Annotated in this window: 17 protein-coding genes; 9 read left to right on the forward strand and 8 right to left on the reverse strand. The window is 43.4% G+C overall.

Features of this window, described 5'->3' with window-relative positions; all coding sequences use genetic code 11:
- The first annotated feature begins 50 nt into the window (after positions 1 to 50).
- The 4 genes from R7P72_RS09285 (at position 51) to R7P72_RS09300 (ending at position 5,202) form a co-directional block, all read left to right on the forward strand.
- On the forward strand, positions 51 to 821 hold the full coding sequence (locus R7P72_RS09285; RefSeq protein ID WP_005378437.1) for an ABC transporter substrate-binding protein: 771 nt from the start codon (positions 51 to 53) through the stop codon (positions 819 to 821).
- 81 nt (positions 822 to 902) lie between these two features.
- Positions 903 to 1,643 carry an ABC transporter permease gene (locus R7P72_RS09290; RefSeq protein WP_005378436.1) on the forward strand — a complete coding sequence of 247 codons (741 nt, stop codon included), beginning with the start codon at positions 903 to 905 and terminating at the stop codon, positions 1,641 to 1,643.
- A gap of 3 nt (positions 1,644 to 1,646) precedes the next feature.
- Positions 1,647 to 2,324 (forward strand): ABC transporter permease, encoded by a 678-nt coding sequence (locus R7P72_RS09295; protein ID WP_005378435.1) that lies wholly within the window; start codon positions 1,647 to 1,649, stop codon positions 2,322 to 2,324.
- Positions 2,325 to 2,478: 154 nt separating this feature from the next.
- Positions 2,479 to 5,202: an ImpA family metalloprotease gene (locus R7P72_RS09300; RefSeq protein ID WP_005378434.1), complete on the forward strand. Its 2,724-nt coding sequence runs from the start codon at positions 2,479 to 2,481 to the stop codon at positions 5,200 to 5,202.
- Positions 5,203 to 5,295: 93 nt separating this feature from the next.
- Here R7P72_RS09300 and xthA read toward each other — a convergent pair whose 3' ends face one another.
- The 5 genes from xthA to dinG all read right to left on the reverse strand — a co-directional run bounded on the left by xthA (position 5,296) and on the right by dinG (position 9,779).
- Positions 5,296 to 6,102 (reverse strand): exodeoxyribonuclease III, encoded by an 807-nt coding sequence (gene xthA, locus R7P72_RS09305; protein ID WP_005378433.1) that lies wholly within the window; start codon positions 6,100 to 6,102, stop codon positions 5,296 to 5,298.
- 95 nt (positions 6,103 to 6,197) lie between these two features.
- Positions 6,198 to 6,362 (reverse strand): pleiotropic regulatory protein RsmS, encoded by a 165-nt coding sequence (rsmS, locus tag R7P72_RS09310; protein WP_005378432.1) that lies wholly within the window; start codon positions 6,360 to 6,362, stop codon positions 6,198 to 6,200.
- On the reverse strand, positions 6,362 to 6,907 hold the full coding sequence (locus R7P72_RS09315; protein ID WP_005378431.1) for a primosomal replication protein: 546 nt from the start codon (positions 6,905 to 6,907) through the stop codon (positions 6,362 to 6,364). The genes rsmS and R7P72_RS09315 overlap by 1 nt, the downstream gene beginning before the upstream one ends.
- Positions 6,904 to 7,689: a sulfite exporter TauE/SafE family protein gene (locus tag R7P72_RS09320; RefSeq protein WP_005378430.1), complete on the reverse strand. Its 786-nt coding sequence runs from the start codon at positions 7,687 to 7,689 to the stop codon at positions 6,904 to 6,906. Before R7P72_RS09320 ends, R7P72_RS09315 begins: the two co-directional genes overlap by 4 nt.
- Before the next feature lie 14 nt (positions 7,690 to 7,703).
- Positions 7,704 to 9,779: an ATP-dependent DNA helicase DinG gene (gene dinG / locus R7P72_RS09325; protein ID WP_005378425.1), complete on the reverse strand. Its 2,076-nt coding sequence runs from the start codon at positions 9,777 to 9,779 to the stop codon at positions 7,704 to 7,706.
- Positions 9,780 to 10,293: 514 nt separating this feature from the next.
- On the opposite strand from dinG, the gene R7P72_RS09330 reads away from it, so the two are divergent.
- The gene (locus R7P72_RS09330; RefSeq protein ID WP_005378424.1) at positions 10,294 to 11,373 is read left to right on the forward strand and encodes a porin; all 1,080 of its coding nucleotides are present in this window, start codon (positions 10,294 to 10,296) and stop codon (positions 11,371 to 11,373) included.
- Positions 11,374 to 11,449: 76 nt separating this feature from the next.
- Positions 11,450 to 12,127 carry a DUF2057 family protein gene (locus R7P72_RS09335; protein WP_017634732.1) on the forward strand — a complete coding sequence of 226 codons (678 nt, stop codon included), beginning with the start codon at positions 11,450 to 11,452 and terminating at the stop codon, positions 12,125 to 12,127.
- An 85-nt stretch (positions 12,128 to 12,212) separates the two neighbouring features.
- Here R7P72_RS09335 and R7P72_RS09340 read toward each other — a convergent pair whose 3' ends face one another.
- A complete protein-coding gene (locus tag R7P72_RS09340) occupies positions 12,213 to 12,914 on the reverse strand; it encodes a pseudouridine synthase (protein WP_213907072.1) in 702 nt (233 codons plus the stop codon).
- Positions 12,915 to 13,225: 311 nt separating this feature from the next.
- Here R7P72_RS09340 and R7P72_RS09345 point away from each other — a divergent pair, with 311 nt between their 5' ends.
- Entirely contained in the window at positions 13,226 to 15,451 is a 2,226-nt protein-coding gene (locus R7P72_RS09345; protein WP_005378404.1) for an NADP-dependent isocitrate dehydrogenase, read from the forward strand.
- A 183-nt stretch (positions 15,452 to 15,634) separates the two neighbouring features.
- Here the strand turns inward: R7P72_RS09345 and cspD are convergent, their stop codons facing one another.
- The gene (gene cspD / locus R7P72_RS09350; RefSeq protein ID WP_005378407.1) at positions 15,635 to 15,853 is read right to left on the reverse strand and encodes a cold shock domain-containing protein CspD; all 219 of its coding nucleotides are present in this window, start codon (positions 15,851 to 15,853) and stop codon (positions 15,635 to 15,637) included.
- 704 nt (positions 15,854 to 16,557) lie between these two features.
- Here cspD and clpS point away from each other — a divergent pair.
- A complete protein-coding gene (gene clpS, locus R7P72_RS09355) occupies positions 16,558 to 16,878 on the forward strand; it encodes an ATP-dependent Clp protease adapter ClpS (protein ID WP_005378419.1) in 321 nt (106 codons plus the stop codon).
- Positions 16,879 to 16,928: 50 nt separating this feature from the next.
- Positions 16,929 to 19,196 carry an ATP-dependent Clp protease ATP-binding subunit ClpA gene (gene clpA / locus R7P72_RS09360; RefSeq protein ID WP_005387879.1) on the forward strand — a complete coding sequence of 756 codons (2,268 nt, stop codon included), beginning with the start codon at positions 16,929 to 16,931 and terminating at the stop codon, positions 19,194 to 19,196.
- Positions 19,197 to 19,329: 133 nt separating this feature from the next.
- Here clpA and infA read toward each other — a convergent pair whose 3' ends face one another.
- On the reverse strand, positions 19,330 to 19,548 hold the full coding sequence (infA, locus tag R7P72_RS09365) for a translation initiation factor IF-1 (protein WP_001040192.1): 219 nt from the start codon (positions 19,546 to 19,548) through the stop codon (positions 19,330 to 19,332).
- Positions 19,549 to 19,622: the final 74 nt, after the last annotated feature.

The following is a 19,622-nucleotide window of genomic DNA, read 5'->3' on the forward strand; positions in this document are numbered from 1 at the left end:
CCAACACAACAAACAAAACGAAATAAAATAGCAATCACAGGAGTATGGAAATGAAAAAGTGGTTATTAGCAGCAACGATTGCTGCAACGGCAGTATCAGGTGTTGCCCAAGCGAAAGAATGGAAAACAGTTCGCTTTGGTATCGAAGGTGCTTACCCTCCGTTTAGCTGGACAGAAACTGATGGCTCAATAAAAGGCTTTGACGTAGACATGGCAAATGCACTCTGTGAAGAGATGCAAGTGAAGTGCAAAATCGTCGCTCAAGATTGGGATGGTATTATTCCTTCTCTGCTTGCACGTAAGTACGATGCCATCATCGCAGCAATGTCTATCACTGAAGAGCGCAAGAAAAAAGTCGATTTCACTGGCAAGTACGCACAAATTCCAAATAAATTTATCGCTAAGAAAGGTGCGGGTCTAGATTTTGATAATCTTAAAGATGTCAAAATTGGCGTGCAACGTGCGACGACACATGACAAGTACTTAACTGACAACTACGGCGATGATGTTGAAATTGTGCGTTATGGCTCTTTTGATGAAGCGTATCTTGATCTAGAAAATGGTCGAATTGCTGCTGTTTTAGGTGATGCTTCTGCTCTAGAAGAGGGTGTGATCAACAAAGCAGGTGGAGAAGCTTATGAGTTTGTTGGACCATCGTTAACCGATCCAAAATGGTTTGGCGAAGGTATGGGTATCGCTGTTCGTAAACAAGACAAAGATCTAACGAAGAAACTCGACGCAGCAATTATTTCACTACGTGAGAAAGGTGTTTACCAAGAAATTGCTGGTAAATACTTTAACTACGATGTGTACGGTGAATAAACCGTAATTAAGCGACCGTTGGCTTGTTCCTAGAAGTAGTCAACGGTCGATTTTTTGAGTTTAGGGATTAGGAACTCACCTATGCTAGATTTACAAGGATACGAAGCTTCGATTTTGAAAGGAGCTTTAGTAACAATAGAAGTTGCAGTGCTTTCACTCATTCTCGCCATGGTCTTAGGCATGCTTGGCGCATTAGCTAAGTTAGCGCCTTACAAATGGGCAAGGGCGATTGCCACTCTTTACACCACCGTCATTCGCGGCATTCCAGATTTGGTTCTGATGATGCTAATTTTCTTTGGTGGACAAATACTTTTAAATAACAGCCTTTACTCCATCAACGAAACGCTCAACGAGTGGTTTGCCTCGAGTGATCCAAACCATGAATGGACGTCTTACTTACCTGATTATATTGATGTCAGCCCATTTATAGCTGGTGTACTCACGATTGGTTTTATCTTTGGCGCCTACATGGCGGAGACTTTTCGTGGAGCGATCATGGCGGTGGACAAGGGTGAATTAGAAGCGGCGAAAGCTTATGGGATGAGCTCTGCTTTATCGTTTAGAAGAATCTTGCTTCCTCAGATGATTCGTCATGCATTACCTGGATTTGGTAATAACTGGTTAGTGTTACTTAAGACCACTGCGTTAGTTTCCATTATTGGTCTGGATGACATGGTGAGAATGAGCTCATTGGCAGCAGGTACGACCAAAATGCCGTTCACCTTTTACATGGCTGTCGCGCTCATCTTTCTATTTTTTACCAGCGTTTCGACCGGGCTACTCAAGCTTGTTGAGCGTAAGTTCAGTATTCATGCGAGGTAAGTTATGGACTTTTCTTTGATTATTGAAAGCTTTCCAACTTATCTTCAGGGACTTTGGACAACAGTTTGGTTAGTGGGATTAGCGTTGGTTATTGGCTTGTGTGTCTCTATCCCATTAGCCGTGGCACGCAATAGTACCAATTACGCTCTAAGCTTACCTTCTTGGGGATTCATTTACTTTTTCCGTGGAACGCCGCTATTGGTTCAGCTGTATTTGATTTACTACGGCATGGATCAGTTTTTCCCTGTGAAAGATACCTTGTGGGAGAACGCTTGGTTCTGTGCTTTGGTCGCTTTTATTCTTAATACATCGGCTTACACCGCAGAAATTATTCGTGGTGCGATTAATGGTTTGCCGAAAGGTGAGGTGGAAGCAGCGAAAGCGTATGGCATGAGTAAGTTTATGACATACAGACGTATTATCTTGCCGAGTGCATTGCGTCGAGCATTACCAGCTTATTCAAACGAGGTCATATTTATGCTGCACGGAAGTGCAGTCGCGGGCATCGTTACCATCATGGATTTAACTGGTGCTGCGCGTCTAGTTAACTCGCGCTACTATGCACCATTTGAGTCTTTCCTGACGGCGGGGCTGTTCTACATGGCACTGACGTTTATGATCTTGTGGTGTTTCAAAGTGGCAGAGAAGCGTTTCTTAGCTTATCTGCGTCCTTTAAGCTAATTATCAATAGAGGCAATAGCACCGGAATGGGTGCTATTGCTTTTGATAATTTTGTTATCTTCATTCCTATTTTTCCAGCCGATGTAAAAGACTCTTTCTTATTATTCATTAACTTACATTAACATTCGGTAAACTCATTGTTTAGTAAGTAAAAATGAAAAAAACAATTCTATCGTTGGGCATTGCCGCCTTAGCCACAGGATGTGGTGGGGGAGAGGGAGAATCACAACCTAATGCTCAAGTAAAACCAACGCCAGCTCCAGTTCAACAAGCTCTTGAAACTGGTAATGCACTGCTCGTTTCTGACCCGAGCGATTTCATTCGTGAAAGTCGTCAGGTTGTGGAAGCTCACAAGATGCAGTCGAATACGATCAAATCTGCAATTGCGAAAAACCTTTCAGGTCTTTATTGGGATCCAACCCATGATGCCGCGATCTTGGCACCTCAGTATGGCTTCAACGACACCATCTTGATGACCAATAAGGCCATGGTAAGCGGTTACAAAGATCAAGCTATGTCAATTGGCGTTGCCGGGGAAAAGTCTAATGGTCAACGTTACGCACTATTAGGGAGTAACCCATTTAGAACGGCACAACGTTTTCCCGACTCTTCCAACGCAGCGATGACGAAATGGTTAAGTAATCTGGTCACTTGGTTGTCGGGCGGAGTTACTTCAAACGTCGTCATCGCGCAAATGGACCAGTCTTATTACTTTCCGGATGAGCAAGCGACTCGGAATTGGCTGAAAGACAATGTTTCACAAGAGTTGGCGTTTAACGAGGCCAACCTATGCGATGGTTCGAAGCTAGTTAGCTGCTTGCAAACCAATACTCCAAACTTATTGATCTTGTCACAGCATCTGCAATCTGGCGACACCAACCAACAAGTACTCGATGCTCTGGCATACGCTGAGCAAGCCCAAATTCCTGTTCTATACCTGCATTGGGATGGAGGACTAACTGAACTTGGCCGAGACATTTTGGAAAAATTCCATGTTGATTATGTGGGAGATAACTATTGGCGTAAGTTAGGCTTGGTTGATTGGGCGCCTTCATCACTCATGAACTTCGTGCCAGACTCTGTTGCTACGCAACAAGCGCTGTTGTCTCGTTTTGAATCTCAAAACTTCAATGTTGACTTGTCACAGTGTGAGGACAAATCTTGTCCTGACACTGCGAATATGGAAAGTCAATTTTATGCAGGGGCAAACAGTATTCGCCATCGGTTGAAAAAGCTTGATGAACAAAAAGTAGATTTGTTTAATCAAGACGGCTACCAATACGAAAAACTCATGGTATTGCTGGCTGATCATTATCGTCAAACGGTTGTCTTCCCAATGGACAAACAGTCAACCCAAACGACCGAATTCCTAAAGTCGTACTTTGCCGATTACGTGCAATACAACAGCCGAAGCGTAAACCCAAAACAACCAAATATGGGGAACTTCAGCCGTAGTGAGTTTAGCCCTGAAGTAAAGAGAATCAGCGCAACTATTAATATGGAATCAAAGCGTAATTTCCGCTCTGCTGGTGTGTATGCGCTTCCTGGGGAGACCTTTACGGTCACGCGCAATGACAGTAATGAAGTGACGACTAAAATTGTCATCAACAGTTTAAGAAGTGGCGCAACTCATGAGTTCAGCAAAGATGGATACACGCGACCAAAAATGCTGACTTCTTTCGCCTATGAGGTGAAGCCGGGTGAAACCATCACGCTGACTTCACCTTATGGCGGGCCTATCCAGGTTCACTTTAACAATAATGATGTGCCAGTAGCTCTAACATTTAGCCATGTAGCGCAACACCCTGTATGGAGAAGTGAGAAGGACAACGACGCTTTTATTCAACAGTTAGAAGCCAATTTATTCGATTGGGCTGAGCTGATCACTCCTGGGTTTGAAGTACACTCAAAGCGCGACAAAATGTTGGAGTCGGTCAACGATGAAATGTGGTCTACCCCTTCGGAAATGGCGCTTGCAACAGAAGAATATGTTCACAACTACCCGCATGTGCTGGCAGGTTTCCAAGGGCCGGGCATAGATGAAGTGCCTGAAATTATTCAATACGCCCAAAACCAAGGTTGGGAAATCGCCAATATTGATATAGTGAAGCACATGAACGCCGACCAAGCGACGTGTGGTTATGGTTGTTCGGGTAACCCTTACGATGCTTATTGGTCATTCAGCCCACTCGGTCACGGTGATTTACATGAGCTTGGTCATGGTTTAGAAAAAGGTCGATTCCGATTTTCAGGCTGGGAAGGGCATTCAACGACCAATTACTACTCGTATTACAGTAAGTCTCGTTTCTTCCAGAATACGGGAAAAGTTTCAACTTGCCAAAGCTTGGATTTCAAAGGCCAGTTTGAATTATTGCAAGCTAGCCGAACTCAAGCGGATCCAAACGCATACATGGCTGCGCAAAATCAAACCAGTTGGAGTTGGGGCGCTCGTGTTTACATTCAAATTATGATGGCGGCGCAGCATGAAGGTGTGCTTAAAAGTGGTTGGCATTTATTGGCGCGCTTGCACCTGATTGAACGTGAGTTTAACCGCTTAAAATCGGATGACGCGCTTTGGGATGAGAGACGATTGAGCATTGGTTTTGCCAACTACTCTCGGGAAGAAGCAAATAGCATCTCGAACAGCGACTGGTTGCTTATTGCTCTGAGCTACATCTCTCAGCGAGATATGACTAGCTATCTCGATATGTGGGGGTTCTCGTTCACAGAAAAAGCGAAACAGCAGGTTGTGGAGCTGAATCTACCGCCGATGCCGCTCACTTACTTTGCAAGTAGTAATACAGGCTACTGTCTGAACGAATTTGCTCAAACACCGATAACTATTGATGGTCAAACGGTTTGGCCGCTGAATCAGTGATTAAATGGTAATTTGTATGAAAAAGGGAGACTGAGTCTCCCTTTTTATTGGACTAAGCTTAGCGTTGAGTCTCGCTTATAGCTTTGCAATATATTACTTAAATGTTGACCAGATTGGTGCGTGATCTGAAGGCTTCTCGATACCACGAAGCTCATAGTCGATACCAGATTCAATACACTTTTCCGCTAGAGAAGGGGTTGCCAAAATGACATCAATTCGTAGGCCACGGTTATCATCAAAACCGCGAGAACGGTAGTCAAACCACGAAAATTGATCGTTCACCTCTGGGTATAGCTTACGGAAGGTGTCCACAAAGCCCCAGTCTAGTAAGGTTTTCAACCATTCGCGCTCTTCAGGTTGGAATGAACATTTACCTGTTTTTAGCCAACGTTTACGGTTTGGCTCGCCGATACCGATATCTGCATCAATAGGGCTGATGTTGATGTCACCCATAACAATCAATTGCTCGTCGTTATTGTGATGATCGTTTAGGTAGGTCATCAGATCTTTATAGAATTGGCGCTTGTATGGGAATTTGGTTTCGTGGCTGATGTTATCCCCTTGAGGGAAATAGCCGTTTAGCACAGTGACCTTTTCGCCGTTTTCATTTAAAAACGTTGCCATGATCATGCGCTTTTGATGTTCCTCATTATCCGTCGGGAACCCTTTTTGTACGTGTAGAGGCTCTTGCTTACAAAGCATTGCTACGCCGTAATGTGCTTTTTGACCATGGAAATACACTTTGTAGCCCATGGCTTCGACAGCTTCAATCGGGAATGCTTCATCGTGAACTTTAATTTCCTGAAGACCAATCACATCAGGTTGGTGTTTGTCGATTAGCGCTTGGAGTTGGTGCAGTCGCGCACGTAGTCCATTGATGTTAAAGCTGATTACTTTCATTATTTATCCTTTTGGGGGCGTACTTTTTTATGAATAGTATCATTGTGTAAGAGCACTGAAAATGAGTCTCGGTGAAAGGATTGAAACGCTCTGAGCTACTTTGCTTTTAATTTGTTTTCTAAGTCGTTTTGCACGATCTTTAAAGCGTTAAGCGCAACTTCTGGATCTATCTCATTGCTCTCAAGCAAATAGATTAAATCGACAGCCAGTTTGATCTCTTCAGGTGCGTCATCTAAAGGCGAGGTTGGTTGGTCAGCCATTATTGATGTTTTTCCCTATGTGTAATTTGGTTCTCTAGCTTAAGAAGTGCTGCTTCACAACGCGCTAAACGTTGCTCGGTTGCTAGTAATACTTTTTGAGCGTCGGCACGCATAAAACTCGGAGCGCTTTCGACAGCACGTTCTTTTTCTAACACCATCTCGCGCAAGCGTCTTGCCCACTCTTGGTGTTGAGCGAGTTCCTGATAAAGCACGTTGATAGGCTTGCGGAAATGGCTGCTATGTTTGATTTCATTCTTACGAATTTTAGTGGTAGAAATCTCGCGTTGAATTGCACCGATTTGCGCCACTAACCGTTCAGTGAGGTACTCAGCACGCAAAGCGGTGAGCTTACCTTCATTTTGCTCACGCACAATCGCATCCAGCGTGGCTTTTGCTTCTTTTACGCAAGGAGTAAGTAAGCGAGAGCGGCAACCAAATAAACGCTCATCAAAAAGCGGAACATGATGTTCGCCTCTTTGACGGTCAAGAACAGCGGCTTGCTTCGCCATTTGTTCTAGATTTTCCTGGAGTTGAGAAATGTTCATGACAAGCCTACAAACCATGCGTCATAAGCCAATTTAATGGCTAGTATGCTGACGACAGTAACAAATACAGGACGAATGAATTTAGAACCAAATCTAATAGCGGAGTGCGCGCCAACAAAAGCACCAGCCATTAAACATACTCCCATTGTTAAGCCTAGCACCCAGTTGATGTGTCCGAGGAATGCAAAAGTGATCAAAGAGGTAAAGTTACTGGTAAAGTTCATTGCTTTTGCTAAGCCAGAGGCGAGCAAGATATTCAGTCGGTACAGCGCCATTGAACTTACTGTCCAAAAAGCCCCAGTTCCAGGCCCTGCGAGTCCGTCGTAGAATCCTATGGATAAGCCTTGCATGTACTGTTTTTTATGAAGTTTTGGGCAAGGCTCGGGTATTGGACTTTGATGAGCAGAGTGGGGCGTTTTATGAAAAACGGTATACAACGCTGCCGCCAAAATAACAAGCGGCAATCCTTTTTCCAGCCAATCCGTACTAATCGCATCTACAAATAGCGTACCTAATGTCGCTCCGAAGAGTGTCGCCACGAATGCACGCCGCCAGCATTGAGGCTTGAATAGACGTTTTTTGTAGTACGTAAATGCCGCAGTAGAAGAAGCAAAGGTAGCGGCAAGTTTATTGGTGCCTAGTGCAATATGAGGCGGCAAGCCCAGCGACAGTAGAGCAGGTACGGTAAGCATGCCACCACCACCGGCAACTGCATCAATAAATCCAGCGACAAAAGCGACAAGCGCCAACACCAACAGCATGGTTGGCTCAATCATTTCCATAAATGGTGATTCTTCTAATATTCTATTTTACGTTTAAATGGAGGTAGTGAGTCGATTAAGGCTTGTCCGTATCGCTTAGTGACTAGGCGTCGATCAAGAATCGTTACTCTACCAGAATCTCTCTCTTTACGCAGTAAGCGACCTACGCTCTGGATCAGCTTTTTGCTTGCGTCTGGTACAGTTATTTGCATAAACGGGTTTCCTCCTTTTTTCTCAATGTATTCGGAATGAGCCTGCTCAACAGGGGAGGTTGGAACGCCAAATGGAATTTTTGTAATCACCAAGTTTTCAAGTAATTCGCCAGGTAAGTCTAGCCCCTCAGAGAAACTGCCAGTACCAAATAAGACGCTGGTTTTATTTGATTCTATTAACTTTTTATGTTTTTTTAGAATTTCTTGACGTGAGCTTTCACCTTGAACTTGCAACGCCCAGCCTTTTTTTATGAACTCCGAAGAGAGTGCCTTCGCGACTAGGTTCATCTGCCAATAGGATGAGAATAATACTAAGTTGGCTTTCTTGTCTTCCAAGTACTTAGGCAAGATCTCAATAAGATATTCAGTAAATTGAGGCGCTGGTGGTTCATATTTCATCGCAGGGATGAGTAATTCTGCCTGGTTTTGGTAATCGAATGGTGACGCAAGCGCTAAAAACTGAGTGCCTGATTCTGGTTTTCCATCAATACCAACCTGATGGCAAAAGTAATGGAAAGAGTTTAATGCACGCATCGTTGCGGAAACCAAAATGGCGCCAATACATCTGCTCCAAATCTGTTGGTCGAGTTGCCATCCAATTTCAAGTGGCGAAACACTCATAATGAAATCACCCTCGCGATCGGGGTGGGTTTCTAACCAGCGAGCTAAAGGCGCACCTTTTTCACGAGTTGGTTCAGCCATTAAATGCCATACTTGCGCTAGGTTTTCTAACCTTTGAATGTAGAAACCGAGCTCTGCAAGCGCTGGTTCAGCCAACCTTGTCGCAAGCTCCCCGTCTTTTACTCTTTCCGCAATAAGGTCGGCAATTTTTGCCACACTCTGATTTGCTTTTTTACTGAACTGTTTTAGTTCTTTGGATTGGTTCTCTAACCACTCAGGTAGTTCACCGTGTTCGAAGCGGTAGATACCCTCTTCAAATTGAGCTGGGTCGAACTGTTTGGGCAATTGAGTCAGTGCCGGTATCAAGTTCTGAACCGCGTCTTGAAGGTCGTTGCGAAATCGAGCTACGCGTTTCTCGTCTGCGAGTGATGAAAACTTACTAATCGACTGATTTAACTTCTCAAGCCATGCTGCCGCGCCTTTTAAACTCGCAGATGCTGAAGCATGGTCACGAGCGACGTGAGGTAAGTGATGTGCCTCGTCGAAGACGTATATTGTATTTTCTGGCTCAGGTAAAATCACGCCGCCACCTAAATCTGCGTCTGCCATGACGAGAGAGTGGTTAGCAATGATGACATCGTTTTTATCCAACTCTGAGCGCGCTTTTTGGAATGGGCAGCCGCGGTGGCCTGGTAAACTGTTATTGCAACTGTGTTTATCACTGACAATCAGTTCCCAAAGCTTATCGTCGATGGGTTTAGGCCAAGAATCACGGTCACCGTCCCATTTACCTTGCGCAAGAGAGCGATGCATTGTTTCTAACAGCTCTATATCTTTTTGCTTAGGTTTGGTTTCAAACATGGCTAACTGGCCACCATCAGCACCGCTAGCAGTGGCGAGCTTTTCTGCACAACAATAGCGTTGACGGCCTTTTGCCAAAATAAAAGAAAACTCTCGGTCGGTAATCCGACGAAAAAGAGGGAGGTCTTTGTTTATGAGCTGCTCTTGCAGAGCGACGGTCGCCGTTGAGATAACCACTTTCCTATTGTTATGTACAGCCACGGGAATGGTCGCCATTAGATAAGAGAGCGATTTACCAATTCCAGTCCCTGCTTCTGCAACGAGTATTCGGTTAGATTTGTGATACTGACCGCACAGCGTTTTTGCAATCTCTGCAACAAGGTAGTTTTGTGCTCTTCTAGGCACAAAGTTATCAAGTTGATCTTGAAGGTTTTGATAGCTATTACGAATCGATTTTTGAATGTTACTGGTCAGCATACGGGCCTCAAATGCGTTGGAGGCGAATAGTAGCACACATCACTAGTTGTACAGTAGTTCACAAAACGGAATGCTTTTATAAGGAATGTAGATCTCCTTCACAAAAAAATATTGAACCTTATCTTAATGAAATTAATTTCATTATATGAAAAATATAAAACTCCAACTTTGTCTGATTTGTAGGGTTTTATTCTTTTTTTGTTTTTTTAAATTTACTTATTGGATTAAAAAACCATTTGTTAATAATTTTGTAGATTACAAATAATAATGGAGATTGGTTAGATGTTCGTCGAATAAATAAAGGCAATCTTATCAAGTTGTTGTTTTTTAATGGTATTTTGTTTTTTTTACATTGGTATTTAGAAAATTTGACAGCCAGAATAATCTTTTGCACTCTTAGCTCCAGATTTTGAGGAGGTGCTGTATAACGTTTTGTTAACGCTCTACCTCAAACATATAAAAAAAGGGAACCGGACAAGGATATCCCGAACTAAGAAAAGGCAGTGGATTAATTATGAAAAAAACTCTATTAGCACTAGCTGTAGTTGCGTCTGCAACTTCAGTGAACGCAGCTGAAGTATTCAAATCTGAAGAAGGTTCTGTAGATTTCTACGGTCAGCTACGTCCAACTCTTCTATTCACAGAAAAAACTGATCACACAGCAGAGCTAAACACTAGCTCTTCTCGTACTGGTGTGAACGCGGTTTACGTTGTTGACGAAAGCCTAAAAGTTCTGGGTGAAGTTGAAATCGGTGTTGCTCTAGGTGACAACTACGACGCAGGTGCTGATTCAAGCGAGCGTACAGATGACTCTGTATACGTACGTCGCCACATCATCGGCTTTGATATGGGTGATATGGGTACTCTTCGCTTCGGTAAAGAAGGTACTTGGGCTGATGACGTATACTTCGCAGATTACTCTTACTTCTTCGGTGGTAACGCAGCGGAAACTGCATACGGTCACGCTTGGAACAACGATTCTCAAATCAAATACGCTTACGAAAATGACGCATTCTGGCTAAAAGCTGGTTACGCGCTAGGCGAAAAAGATTCTAACGAAGAAGTACTAGAAGTATTCGTTGGTAAATCTTTCAATGACCTATCTCTACACGCTGGTGTACTTACTGCGAACAACGACATCAACGTAACTAAAGAGAAAAAACTAGTTCTTAACGGTGTAGAGCAAACAGTTTCTCACACAGAGCGTACTGATAACGAAAACCTATCTTTTGAAGTAACTGCTGAGTACGCACTAAACGAGCACACTCTAGGTGCTACGTACTACTACAACGAAAACGAAGATAAGCTAGGTAAATCAACAGTTGATTCACACTACATCGTTGTAGCTGGTATGTTCGCTGTTGCTCCTAAAACAACTCTATACTCTGGTTACGAGTACCTAGCTCAGTCTACTGACGAAGCAGGTAAAGTAGACGCAGACTCTTCTTGGTTCTACGCTGGTGTTGAATACAAGTTCTCTAAATGGGCACGTGTATTCGCGGAAGCGGGTTACACTTTCGAAGGTACTGACTTCGACAACAAAGACACAGACGACGCAACTAACTTCGGTGTTGGTGCTCGTTTCTACTGGTAATCAATACCCAGTTTGATATTGTAAGACCCAGCTATATGCTGGGTCTTTTACTATGAAGATAAGGATGAAAAACTCTATGCAGTTATCATTAAAAGTGGCAATGGCACTGTCTATTTTTGCCAGTACAAACCTCTACGCTGCAACGACTTTAGTGGTTCCAGAAGACGTGAAGTTATTGGCCGTCAACATGGAGAAGCCAGATCTAGAAGGTGGTCTTTTTTCTAGTGAGAAGACAATCGAACTACCTGACGGAACGAATCAAATTGTCTTCAAATATCAACCTACATTCGAAATTAACGAAAACCTTAAGACGGTTTACAGTGATGTAATCGTTGCTAAATTTGATGCTGAAAACGAAAAGCTAACGTTTGAACTGCCAGAGTTTAAAACTCTTCGTCAAGCGCAAAACAACATCTCGCCTCTAGATTGGCAATTACTGGATACCAAAGGCCAACCTATTGCTTTGGTCGAAGATGTATTAGAGTCAGATGGTGTTCAAATTGGTCGTAATTACCCTCAAGAATCTCGCAACTACAATATTGCTGGCGGTATCGCGAGTGTTGCCGTTAGTTATGTAACTGTGAATCAGCATCAACAATCAGTAAGTGATATCGAGCCTCGAGTTGAGACTAGTGATACCCGTTCAACAGCCGCATCGAACGACAGCCCAATGGTTGATGTATTAAAGACGATGTACCAGAAAGCGTCTCCGGCGGAAAAAGAGGCATTTAAAAACTGGCTTGCTGAGCAGTAATCCCTTAGTTCATTAGATAGGGCTTAACTGAAAAAGTACGAATCTAAAAAGCAGGCTTTAAGCCTGCTTTTATCTTTTCTGCTTATTAGAGAGAGATTTCTCTCCATTCACCAGGCATTAGGTCGTTAAGGACGATATCACCCATCGAATGACGAATGAGGCGCAAGGTAGGGAAGCCAATGTGCGCAGTCATGCGACGCACCTGACGATTTCTTCCTTCAATAATGGTAATGGCTAACCAAGTGGTAGGGATATTTGCGCGAAAACGAACCGGAGGCGTTCTGTCCCAGACTTGTGGTTTTGGAATAACTTCAACTTCGGCTGGTAGAGTCATACCATCTTTTAGCTCTACTCCCTTTCTCAATTTTTCAAGATCTTGCTCCTGAGGAGCGCCATCAACTTGAACCCAATAAGTCTTCGGCGATTTTGACTTTGGCTGCGTTAGCTTCGCCTGCAAGATGCCATCGTTAGTGAGTACCATCAAACCTTCGCTGTCTCGGTCCAATCGGCCAGCCGCATAGACATTTTTGATCGGGATATAGTCCGCTAACGTTTTGCGACCATCGCCATCGGTAAATTGACTGAGCGTATCGTAAGGCTTATTGAAAATAATGACTTTACGATCTTTAGGGGGCACTTTTGGCTTTTGGCTCTTTGTTGGGCGATTAGGGCGGCGGTCTTGCTGAGTACGAGTCTTCGAGCCATTGCGAGCTCCTGAGTGTTTAAAATGGCCCGTTTTAGACTGGTTACGACTGCGACCTTTTTCCTGACCTGTACGAGATGACATGTTAACTACCCTGCAAAAATGTAAATGAACTGTGTTTGAAAGTTTTAAGTTTTCTCATGATCGGATATGATTTGCGCGCCTAAAACTAACAAACGCGCACAGAATGATAGACTAATTCGTGTTATTTGTTTAATTATATCAGTGCACTCATGGATTCAGAGCTTAGAGCTTCAAACTACAACAAAGAGTGCGAACCGCATGTGGCGTTAGTGAGGAGACATGTACTGCTAACGCGCAGCAATGCGTCAATTAAACCAACTCAGACGCTGAGTTGATCAGCCAACAAGTTGATTAAAAAATAGGGAAATTTCATGCCTACAGAAAAACCTACAATTATCTACACCATCACTGATGAAGCGCCGGCGCTAGCAACTTATTCATTACTACCAATCATTCAATCATTCACAGCATCGTCTGGCATCAATGTAGATACTCGTGATATTTCACTAGCAGGTCGAATTATCGCTAACTTCCCAGAGCATCTAAAAGAAGAACAGCGCATTGGCGATGCGTTGACTGAGCTTGGTGAACTAGCTCAAACTCCAGAAGCAAATATCATCAAGCTACCTAACATTTCAGCTTCAGTTCCTCAGCTTAAAGCGGCGATTAAAGAGCTTCAGGCGAAAGGTTACGATTTACCAAACTACCCAGAAGAGCCGAGCACGTACGAAGAGAAAGCGATTAAAGCGGCTTACGACAAAATCAAAGGTAGTGCGGTTAACCCAGTACTTCGTGAAGGTAACTCAGACCGTCGTGCTCCGACTTCGGTTAAGAACTACGCGAAGAAAAACCCACACTCAATGGGTGCATGGTCAGCAGAATCTAAGTCCCATGTTGCGAGCATGTCAGACAATGACTTCTTTGGTAGCGAAAAGTCTACAACTATCTCTGGTGCAACAGAGGTCAAAATCGAGTTTGTCGGTAATGATGGTACAGTTAAAGAGCTTAAGTCTGCGTTCCCATTACTAGATAAAGAAGTCATTGATACTTCAGTAATGAAGAAGAAGGCGTTGGTTGAATTTTTCGAGAAAGAGATTGCTGAAGCGAAAGCACAAGACGTGCTGCTGTCTCTTCATATGAAAGCGACGATGATGAAAGTTTCTGACCCTGTCATTTTCGGCCATGCCGTAAAAGTTTACTACAAAGACGTTTTCGATAAGTACGGTAAGCTGTTTGAAGAGCTAGGTGTTGATGTAAACAATGGCATCGGTGATGTTTACTCAAAAATTGAGTCTCTACCTGAAGCGCAAAAAGCAGAAATTGAAGCGGCCATTCAAGCGGTTTACCAAACTCAACCAGAACTTGCGATGGTTGACTCTGATCGTGGTATCACAAACTTACATGTACCAAGTGACATTATTGTAGATGCTTCTATGCCAGCAATGCTTCGCTCTTCGGGTCAAATGTGGGGACCAGATGGTAAACAAAAAGACACCAAAGCGATGATTCCAGATCGTAGCTACGCAGGTATTTACCAAGCGGTTATTGATTTCTGTAAAGAGCACGGCGCATTTGACCCGACCACTATGGGTAGCGTGCCTAACGTTGGTCTAATGGCTCAGAAAGCTGAAGAATATGGTTCTCACGACAAGACATTCATTCTAGACGCTGCGGGTACTGTTCGCGTTGTTGATGCTTCAGGTAACGTACTGTTAGAGCAAGCGGTTGAAGAAGGTGATATCTTCCGTATGTGTCAGGTTAAAGACGCACCAATCCAAGATTGGGTTAAACTAGCAGTGACTCGCGCACGTGCAACAGGTGTTCCAGCTGTATTCTGGCTAGACGAAAACCGTGCGCACGATGCTGAGCTCATCAAGAAAGTAAACGCCTACCTACCAGATCACGATACTGACGGTCTAGAGATTAAGATCCTATCTCCTGTTGAAGCTTGTAAGTACTCACTAGAGCGTATGAAAGCGGGCCTAGATACTATCTCTGTTACAGGTAATGTTCTTCGTGACTACCTAACAGACTTGTTCCCAATTCTAGAGTTAGGTACGTCTGCTAAGATGCTATCTATTGTTCCATTGATGAATGGTGGTGGTCTATTTGAAACAGGCGCTGGTGGTTCTGCTCCTAAGCACGTTCAACAAGTAGAAAAAGAGAATCACCTTCGTTGGGATTCTTTGGGCGAGTTCCTAGCGCTTGCAGCTTCGTTAGAGCATTTAAGTGTAGCGACAAACAATCCTAAGGCTCAGGTTCTCGCAGATACACTAGATAAAGCGACCGGTGAGTTTTTAGACACCAACAAATCTCCGTCACGTAAAGTGGGTGAGCTAGATAACCGTGGAAGCCACTTCTATCTTGCACTTTACTGGGCGAAAGCGCTTTCAGAGCAAACGGATGATGCGGATCTTGCTGCTGAATTTGCACCAATTGCAAAAGCGCTGTCAGAGCAGGAAGAAACGATCGTTGCTGAGCTAAATAATGCGCAAGGCGTGAAAGGTGAGCTAGGAGGTTACTACTTACTAGACGATGCATTGGTTTCTAAATTGATGCGTCCAAGCGAAACCTTTAACGCAATCATTAACAAGTAAGTTAGTGTAAAAACACGTCGTTTTCGGCGTGTTTCCTATCCTGTAAGTGCGTTGTAAGTGTTCCTTTTGTAACACGTGCTCTAAATAGTAAGAAACCCGCTATCTTGGCGGGTTTATTTTTCTCTTCAAAACATCAACGTGGCGTTTCGAGAGCAATATTTTTATATTTCGACAGCGCTCTAATTATTTGGCTTGGCCTTCAAGAGGCACGACGCTACTCGCGTGACAGCCTTTGGGACCTTTTTCAATCTCGTAAGAGACTTGTTGGCCTGCTTTCAGTGTACGATAACCGTCCATCTGGATAGTTGAGTAGTGGGCAAAGATATCTCCCTCTTCTTCATCTGAACAAATAAACCCAAATCCTTTGGCATTGTTAAACCACTTTACTGTACCTGTAGCCATGCTTTACATCCCTCATGCATTTTTTACTGATGTTGTTACTGCAACCAAGTTATACCTTTAACTTGGTACTACCATTGTCAGCGAATGCCAACAAACGTCAAATCAATGATAAGTCACATTCATCAAACCACTTAAAGAAGAGAGGTTTCAAAATGATGATTTATGCATCGACACTTTCCACTGTAGTCAATGAATTTCGACAGTCAATAGCAGTGAGCAACAAACAGAAACATAATTGAAAACAAATCACTTTTGAGATTAACAAATTTGCAAACAGTTTTTCGTATATACGCAGAAGTTTAGTCAATTTGCCTATGAAGTGGCTCATACTGAAAAAGCCATACTGTCCGTGTTGCTTATGGGAGAAGAATCCTCTGACTGAATAAAAAATGAAGTTTTCGTGATAATTACCGTATTCTCAATGAGGAAGTGTGATCCAGATAGAAGATGATGGGGTGGTTTGCAATAGTCCGAAAGCAATAAATAGAAAGTTCTTTTATAAGAAAAAATGTGTAACTTATCGACAAGCATCTTTTATTTGCGCCGTATCAAGACGTGCATTAGTCTCTATATTAGGTAGCAACTTTTATCGATCAAAGATCGAATTCGGTGCCATAACTCACTACACCGCGCTGCACGCTTGTGGTAGATTGTTTTTATAGGTCGAAAACATCAACCCTTTGATACGATATCTTTAGATTGCCATGAGTAAAAATTTTGAATGGGTCACTCCGGACTCTGATCTTCTGGAGCGAGAAAGTACGAAAGTCCAGCCACCTAAGCTGTACAATGTCGTACTCAATAATGATGACTATACACCTATGGATTTCGTCATAGAGGTGCTTGAGCGATTTTTCTCACATGATATTGATAAAGCAACTCAAATCATGCTTCAGGTCCACTATGAAGGAAAGGCAATCTGCGGCACATACAGCGCAGAAATTGCCGAAACAAAAGTAGCGCAAGTTACGATGTACGCAAGGGAAAATGAACATCCGCTACTTTGCACTATGGAGCAAGCGTAAACAAAGAAGACTTGCTCGAACAACCCCAGTTGTTTTTTCGGGAGGTACTTATGCTAAATAAAGAACTAGAGTCAAGCCTTAACGGTGCATTTGCTCGGGCGCGAGATAAACGCCACGAGTTTATGACTGTCGAACACCTCCTACTTGCATTGTTGGAAAATGATGCAGCTAAGGAAGCCCTTCTAGCTTGTAAGGCGGATCTTGACGCTTTACGCAACGAACTCGATATTTTCATCGATCAAACTACGCCTCTTATCCCAGATAGTGATGAGACGCGTGAAACGCAGCCGACTTTGAGTTTTCAACGTGTACTACAACGCGCCGTCTTTCATGTACAGTCGTCTGGTCGTAATGAAGTAACAGGCGCCAACGTGCTTGTTGCTATCTTCAGTGAACAAGAGTCGCATGCCGCTTACTTACTGAAGAAAAATGACATCTCCCGATTAGATATTGTTAATTTCATCTCCCACGGTATTACTAAAGCATCAGGTGCAGGTGAGGATTCATCATCAGACTCGTTTAGCTCAGAAAGTGTTGAAGAGCCTAATTCTGAAGAACGCCTAGAAAGCTTTGCGACGAATCTTAATCAAGTCGCTAAAGATGGAAACATCGACCCACTCATTGGACGTGATAAAGAGTTAGAGCGCACTATTCAGGTACTTTGTCGACGCCGCAAGAATAATCCACTACTAGTGGGTGAGGCAGGAGTTGGTAAAACAGCCATTGCGGAAGGTCTTGCATGGAGAATTGTCGAAGGGCAGGTCCCTGAGGTTATTCAAAACAGCGTGATTTATTCACTAGATATTGGTTCTTTGCTCGCTGGTACCAAATATCGCGGTGATTTTGAAAAGCGCTTCAAGGCGATTTTGAAACAACTTGAAAAAGAAGAAGATGCCATTTTGTTCATCGATGAAATACATACCATCATCGGTGCAGGCGCGGCATCTGGTGGTCAAGTCGATGCAGCAAATCTTATTAAGCCTCTTTTAAGTAGTGGTAAGTTGCGTTGTATTGGTTCGACGACATACCAAGAATACAGCAACATTTTCGAGAAAGAGCGTGCGTTGTCTCGCCGTTTCCAAAAGATAGACGTTGTAGAACCTTCATTAGATGACACAACTAAAATCTTGATGGGCTTGAAGCCGAAGTACGAAGCTCACCATGAAGTACGTTATACCAATAAAGCACTGCGTGCCGCGGTAGAACTGTCGGCTAAATACATTAATGAACGCCATCTACCAGATAAGGCCATTGATGTCATTGATGAAGCTGGTGCTCGTAGTCGTCTTGCTCCTGCAAGCCGTCGTAAAAAAACGGTCGGAGTGGCTGATATCGAATCAATGGTTGCCAAAATGGCGCGAATTCCAGAGAAGTCGGTTTCTTCTTCAGATAAAGACATTTTGAAAAACTTAGATAGCAAAATGAAGATGTTGGTATTTGGTCAAGATAATGCGATTGATGCATTATCCGAGGCGATCAAGCTGACACGTGCAGGTTTAGGTGTAGACAACAAACCTGTTGGTTCATTTTTGTTTGCAGGCCCAACAGGGGTTGGTAAAACAGAGGTGACGGTGCAGTTATCTAAGCTTCTAGGTATCGAGCTACTTCGTTTTGATATGTCTGAGTATGGTGAGCGTCACTCCGTAAGTCGCTTAATTGGTGCGCCTCCTGGTTATGTCGGTTATGACCAAGGTGGTTTGCTAACTGATGCTGTTATTAAGCACCCACATTCAGTCGTATTACTTGATGAGATTGAAAAAGCGCACCCTGATATCTTTAACCTGCTGTTGCAAGTCATGGATAACGGTACGCTAACGGACAACAATGGTCGCAAAGCAGACTTCCGTAATGTCATTCTTGTTATGACAACTAACGCAGGAGTGGCGGAAACCGAGAAGAAATCAATTGGTTTGATTCAACAAGACAACAGTCATGATGCAATGGCGGAAATTAAGAAGGTGTTTACTCCTGAGTTCCGTAACCGTCTTGATAACATCATCTGGTTTAACAGCCTTGATGAAAGCGTTATCCATCAAGTGGTTGATAAGTTCATTGTTGAACTGCAAGTGCAACTTGATGCGAGAGGCGTTTCAATGGAAGTATCGCAAGACGCTCGCCATTGGTTAGCACATAAAGGTTATGACAAAGCTATGGGGGCTCGCCCAATGGGGCGTGTTATCCAAGAACAGCTTAAGAAGCCTTTGGCTAACGAACTGTTGTTTGGATCTTTAGTTGACGGCGGTACAGTGAAAGTAACGCTGGTCAACGATACGCTTGAGTTTGAATACTTAAGTGAGAAAGAGACAGCGATGCATTAATCGTTAGTCGGTAACAAACGCAAAAGCGCACGAGAAGATCGTGCGCTTTTTTATCTGAACTAAATCGGAAAAAATTATGCAATAAAAAACGGAGCAGCTTGCTCCGTTTTTTATTGCATCCGAAAATCAGAGATTAACGAGCGCGGAAGACGATGCGGCCTTTTGACAGGTCGTATGGAGTCATCTCTACAGTTACTTTGTCACCCGTTAGGATACGGATGTAGTTCTTACGCATCTTGCCAGAGATGTGAGCAGTCACAACGTGACCGTTTTCAAGTTCAACACGGAACATAGTGTTTGGTAGAGTGTCAAGGACTGTGCCTTGCATCTCGATTACGTCTTCTTTAGCCATTTAATCCTCTTTAGAAATTAGGCAATATTAGCGGGCTATATTCTGCCGCTAAATAGTAATTATGTAAAGTTGAG

It is taken from the genome of Vibrio sp. Vb0888, assembly GCF_033338835.1.
Taxonomy (GTDB): domain Bacteria; phylum Pseudomonadota; class Gammaproteobacteria; order Enterobacterales; family Vibrionaceae; genus Vibrio; species Vibrio alginolyticus.

Bases quoted from the DNA above. Each gene is read 5' to 3' on its own strand.
- R7P72_RS09340 (WP_213907072.1), bottom strand. From the start codon at position 12,914: ATGTCATCTCGTACAGGTCAGGAAAAAGGTCGCAGTCGTAACCAGTCT.
- R7P72_RS09330 (WP_005378424.1), top strand. From the start codon at position 10,294: ATGAAAAAAACTCTATTAGCACTAGCTGTAGTTGCGTCTGCAACTTCA.
- R7P72_RS09345 (WP_005378404.1), top strand. From the start codon at position 13,226: ATGCCTACAGAAAAACCTACAATTATCTACACCATCACTGATGAAGCG.
- clpS (WP_005378419.1), top strand. From the start codon at position 16,558: ATGAGTAAAAATTTTGAATGGGTCACTCCGGACTCTGATCTTCTGGAG.
- R7P72_RS09290 (WP_005378436.1), top strand. From the start codon at position 903: ATGCTAGATTTACAAGGATACGAAGCTTCGATTTTGAAAGGAGCTTTA.
- clpA (WP_005387879.1), top strand. From the start codon at position 16,929: ATGCTAAATAAAGAACTAGAGTCAAGCCTTAACGGTGCATTTGCTCGG.
- R7P72_RS09335 (WP_017634732.1), top strand. From the start codon at position 11,450: ATGCAGTTATCATTAAAAGTGGCAATGGCACTGTCTATTTTTGCCAGT.
- infA (WP_001040192.1), bottom strand. From the start codon at position 19,548: ATGGCTAAAGAAGACGTAATCGAGATGCAAGGCACAGTCCTTGACACT.
- xthA (WP_005378433.1), bottom strand. From the start codon at position 6,102: ATGAAAGTAATCAGCTTTAACATCAATGGACTACGTGCGCGACTGCAC.
- R7P72_RS09300 (WP_005378434.1), top strand. From the start codon at position 2,479: ATGAAAAAAACAATTCTATCGTTGGGCATTGCCGCCTTAGCCACAGGA.
- R7P72_RS09285 (WP_005378437.1), top strand. From the start codon at position 51: ATGAAAAAGTGGTTATTAGCAGCAACGATTGCTGCAACGGCAGTATCA.
- rsmS (WP_005378432.1), bottom strand. From the start codon at position 6,362: ATGGCTGACCAACCAACCTCGCCTTTAGATGACGCACCTGAAGAGATC.
- R7P72_RS09315 (WP_005378431.1), bottom strand. From the start codon at position 6,907: ATGAACATTTCTCAACTCCAGGAAAATCTAGAACAAATGGCGAAGCAA.
- R7P72_RS09295 (WP_005378435.1), top strand. From the start codon at position 1,647: ATGGACTTTTCTTTGATTATTGAAAGCTTTCCAACTTATCTTCAGGGA.
- dinG (WP_005378425.1), bottom strand. From the start codon at position 9,779: ATGCTGACCAGTAACATTCAAAAATCGATTCGTAATAGCTATCAAAAC.
- cspD (WP_005378407.1), bottom strand. From the start codon at position 15,853: ATGGCTACAGGTACAGTAAAGTGGTTTAACAATGCCAAAGGATTTGGG.
- R7P72_RS09320 (WP_005378430.1), bottom strand. From the start codon at position 7,689: ATGGAAATGATTGAGCCAACCATGCTGTTGGTGTTGGCGCTTGTCGCT.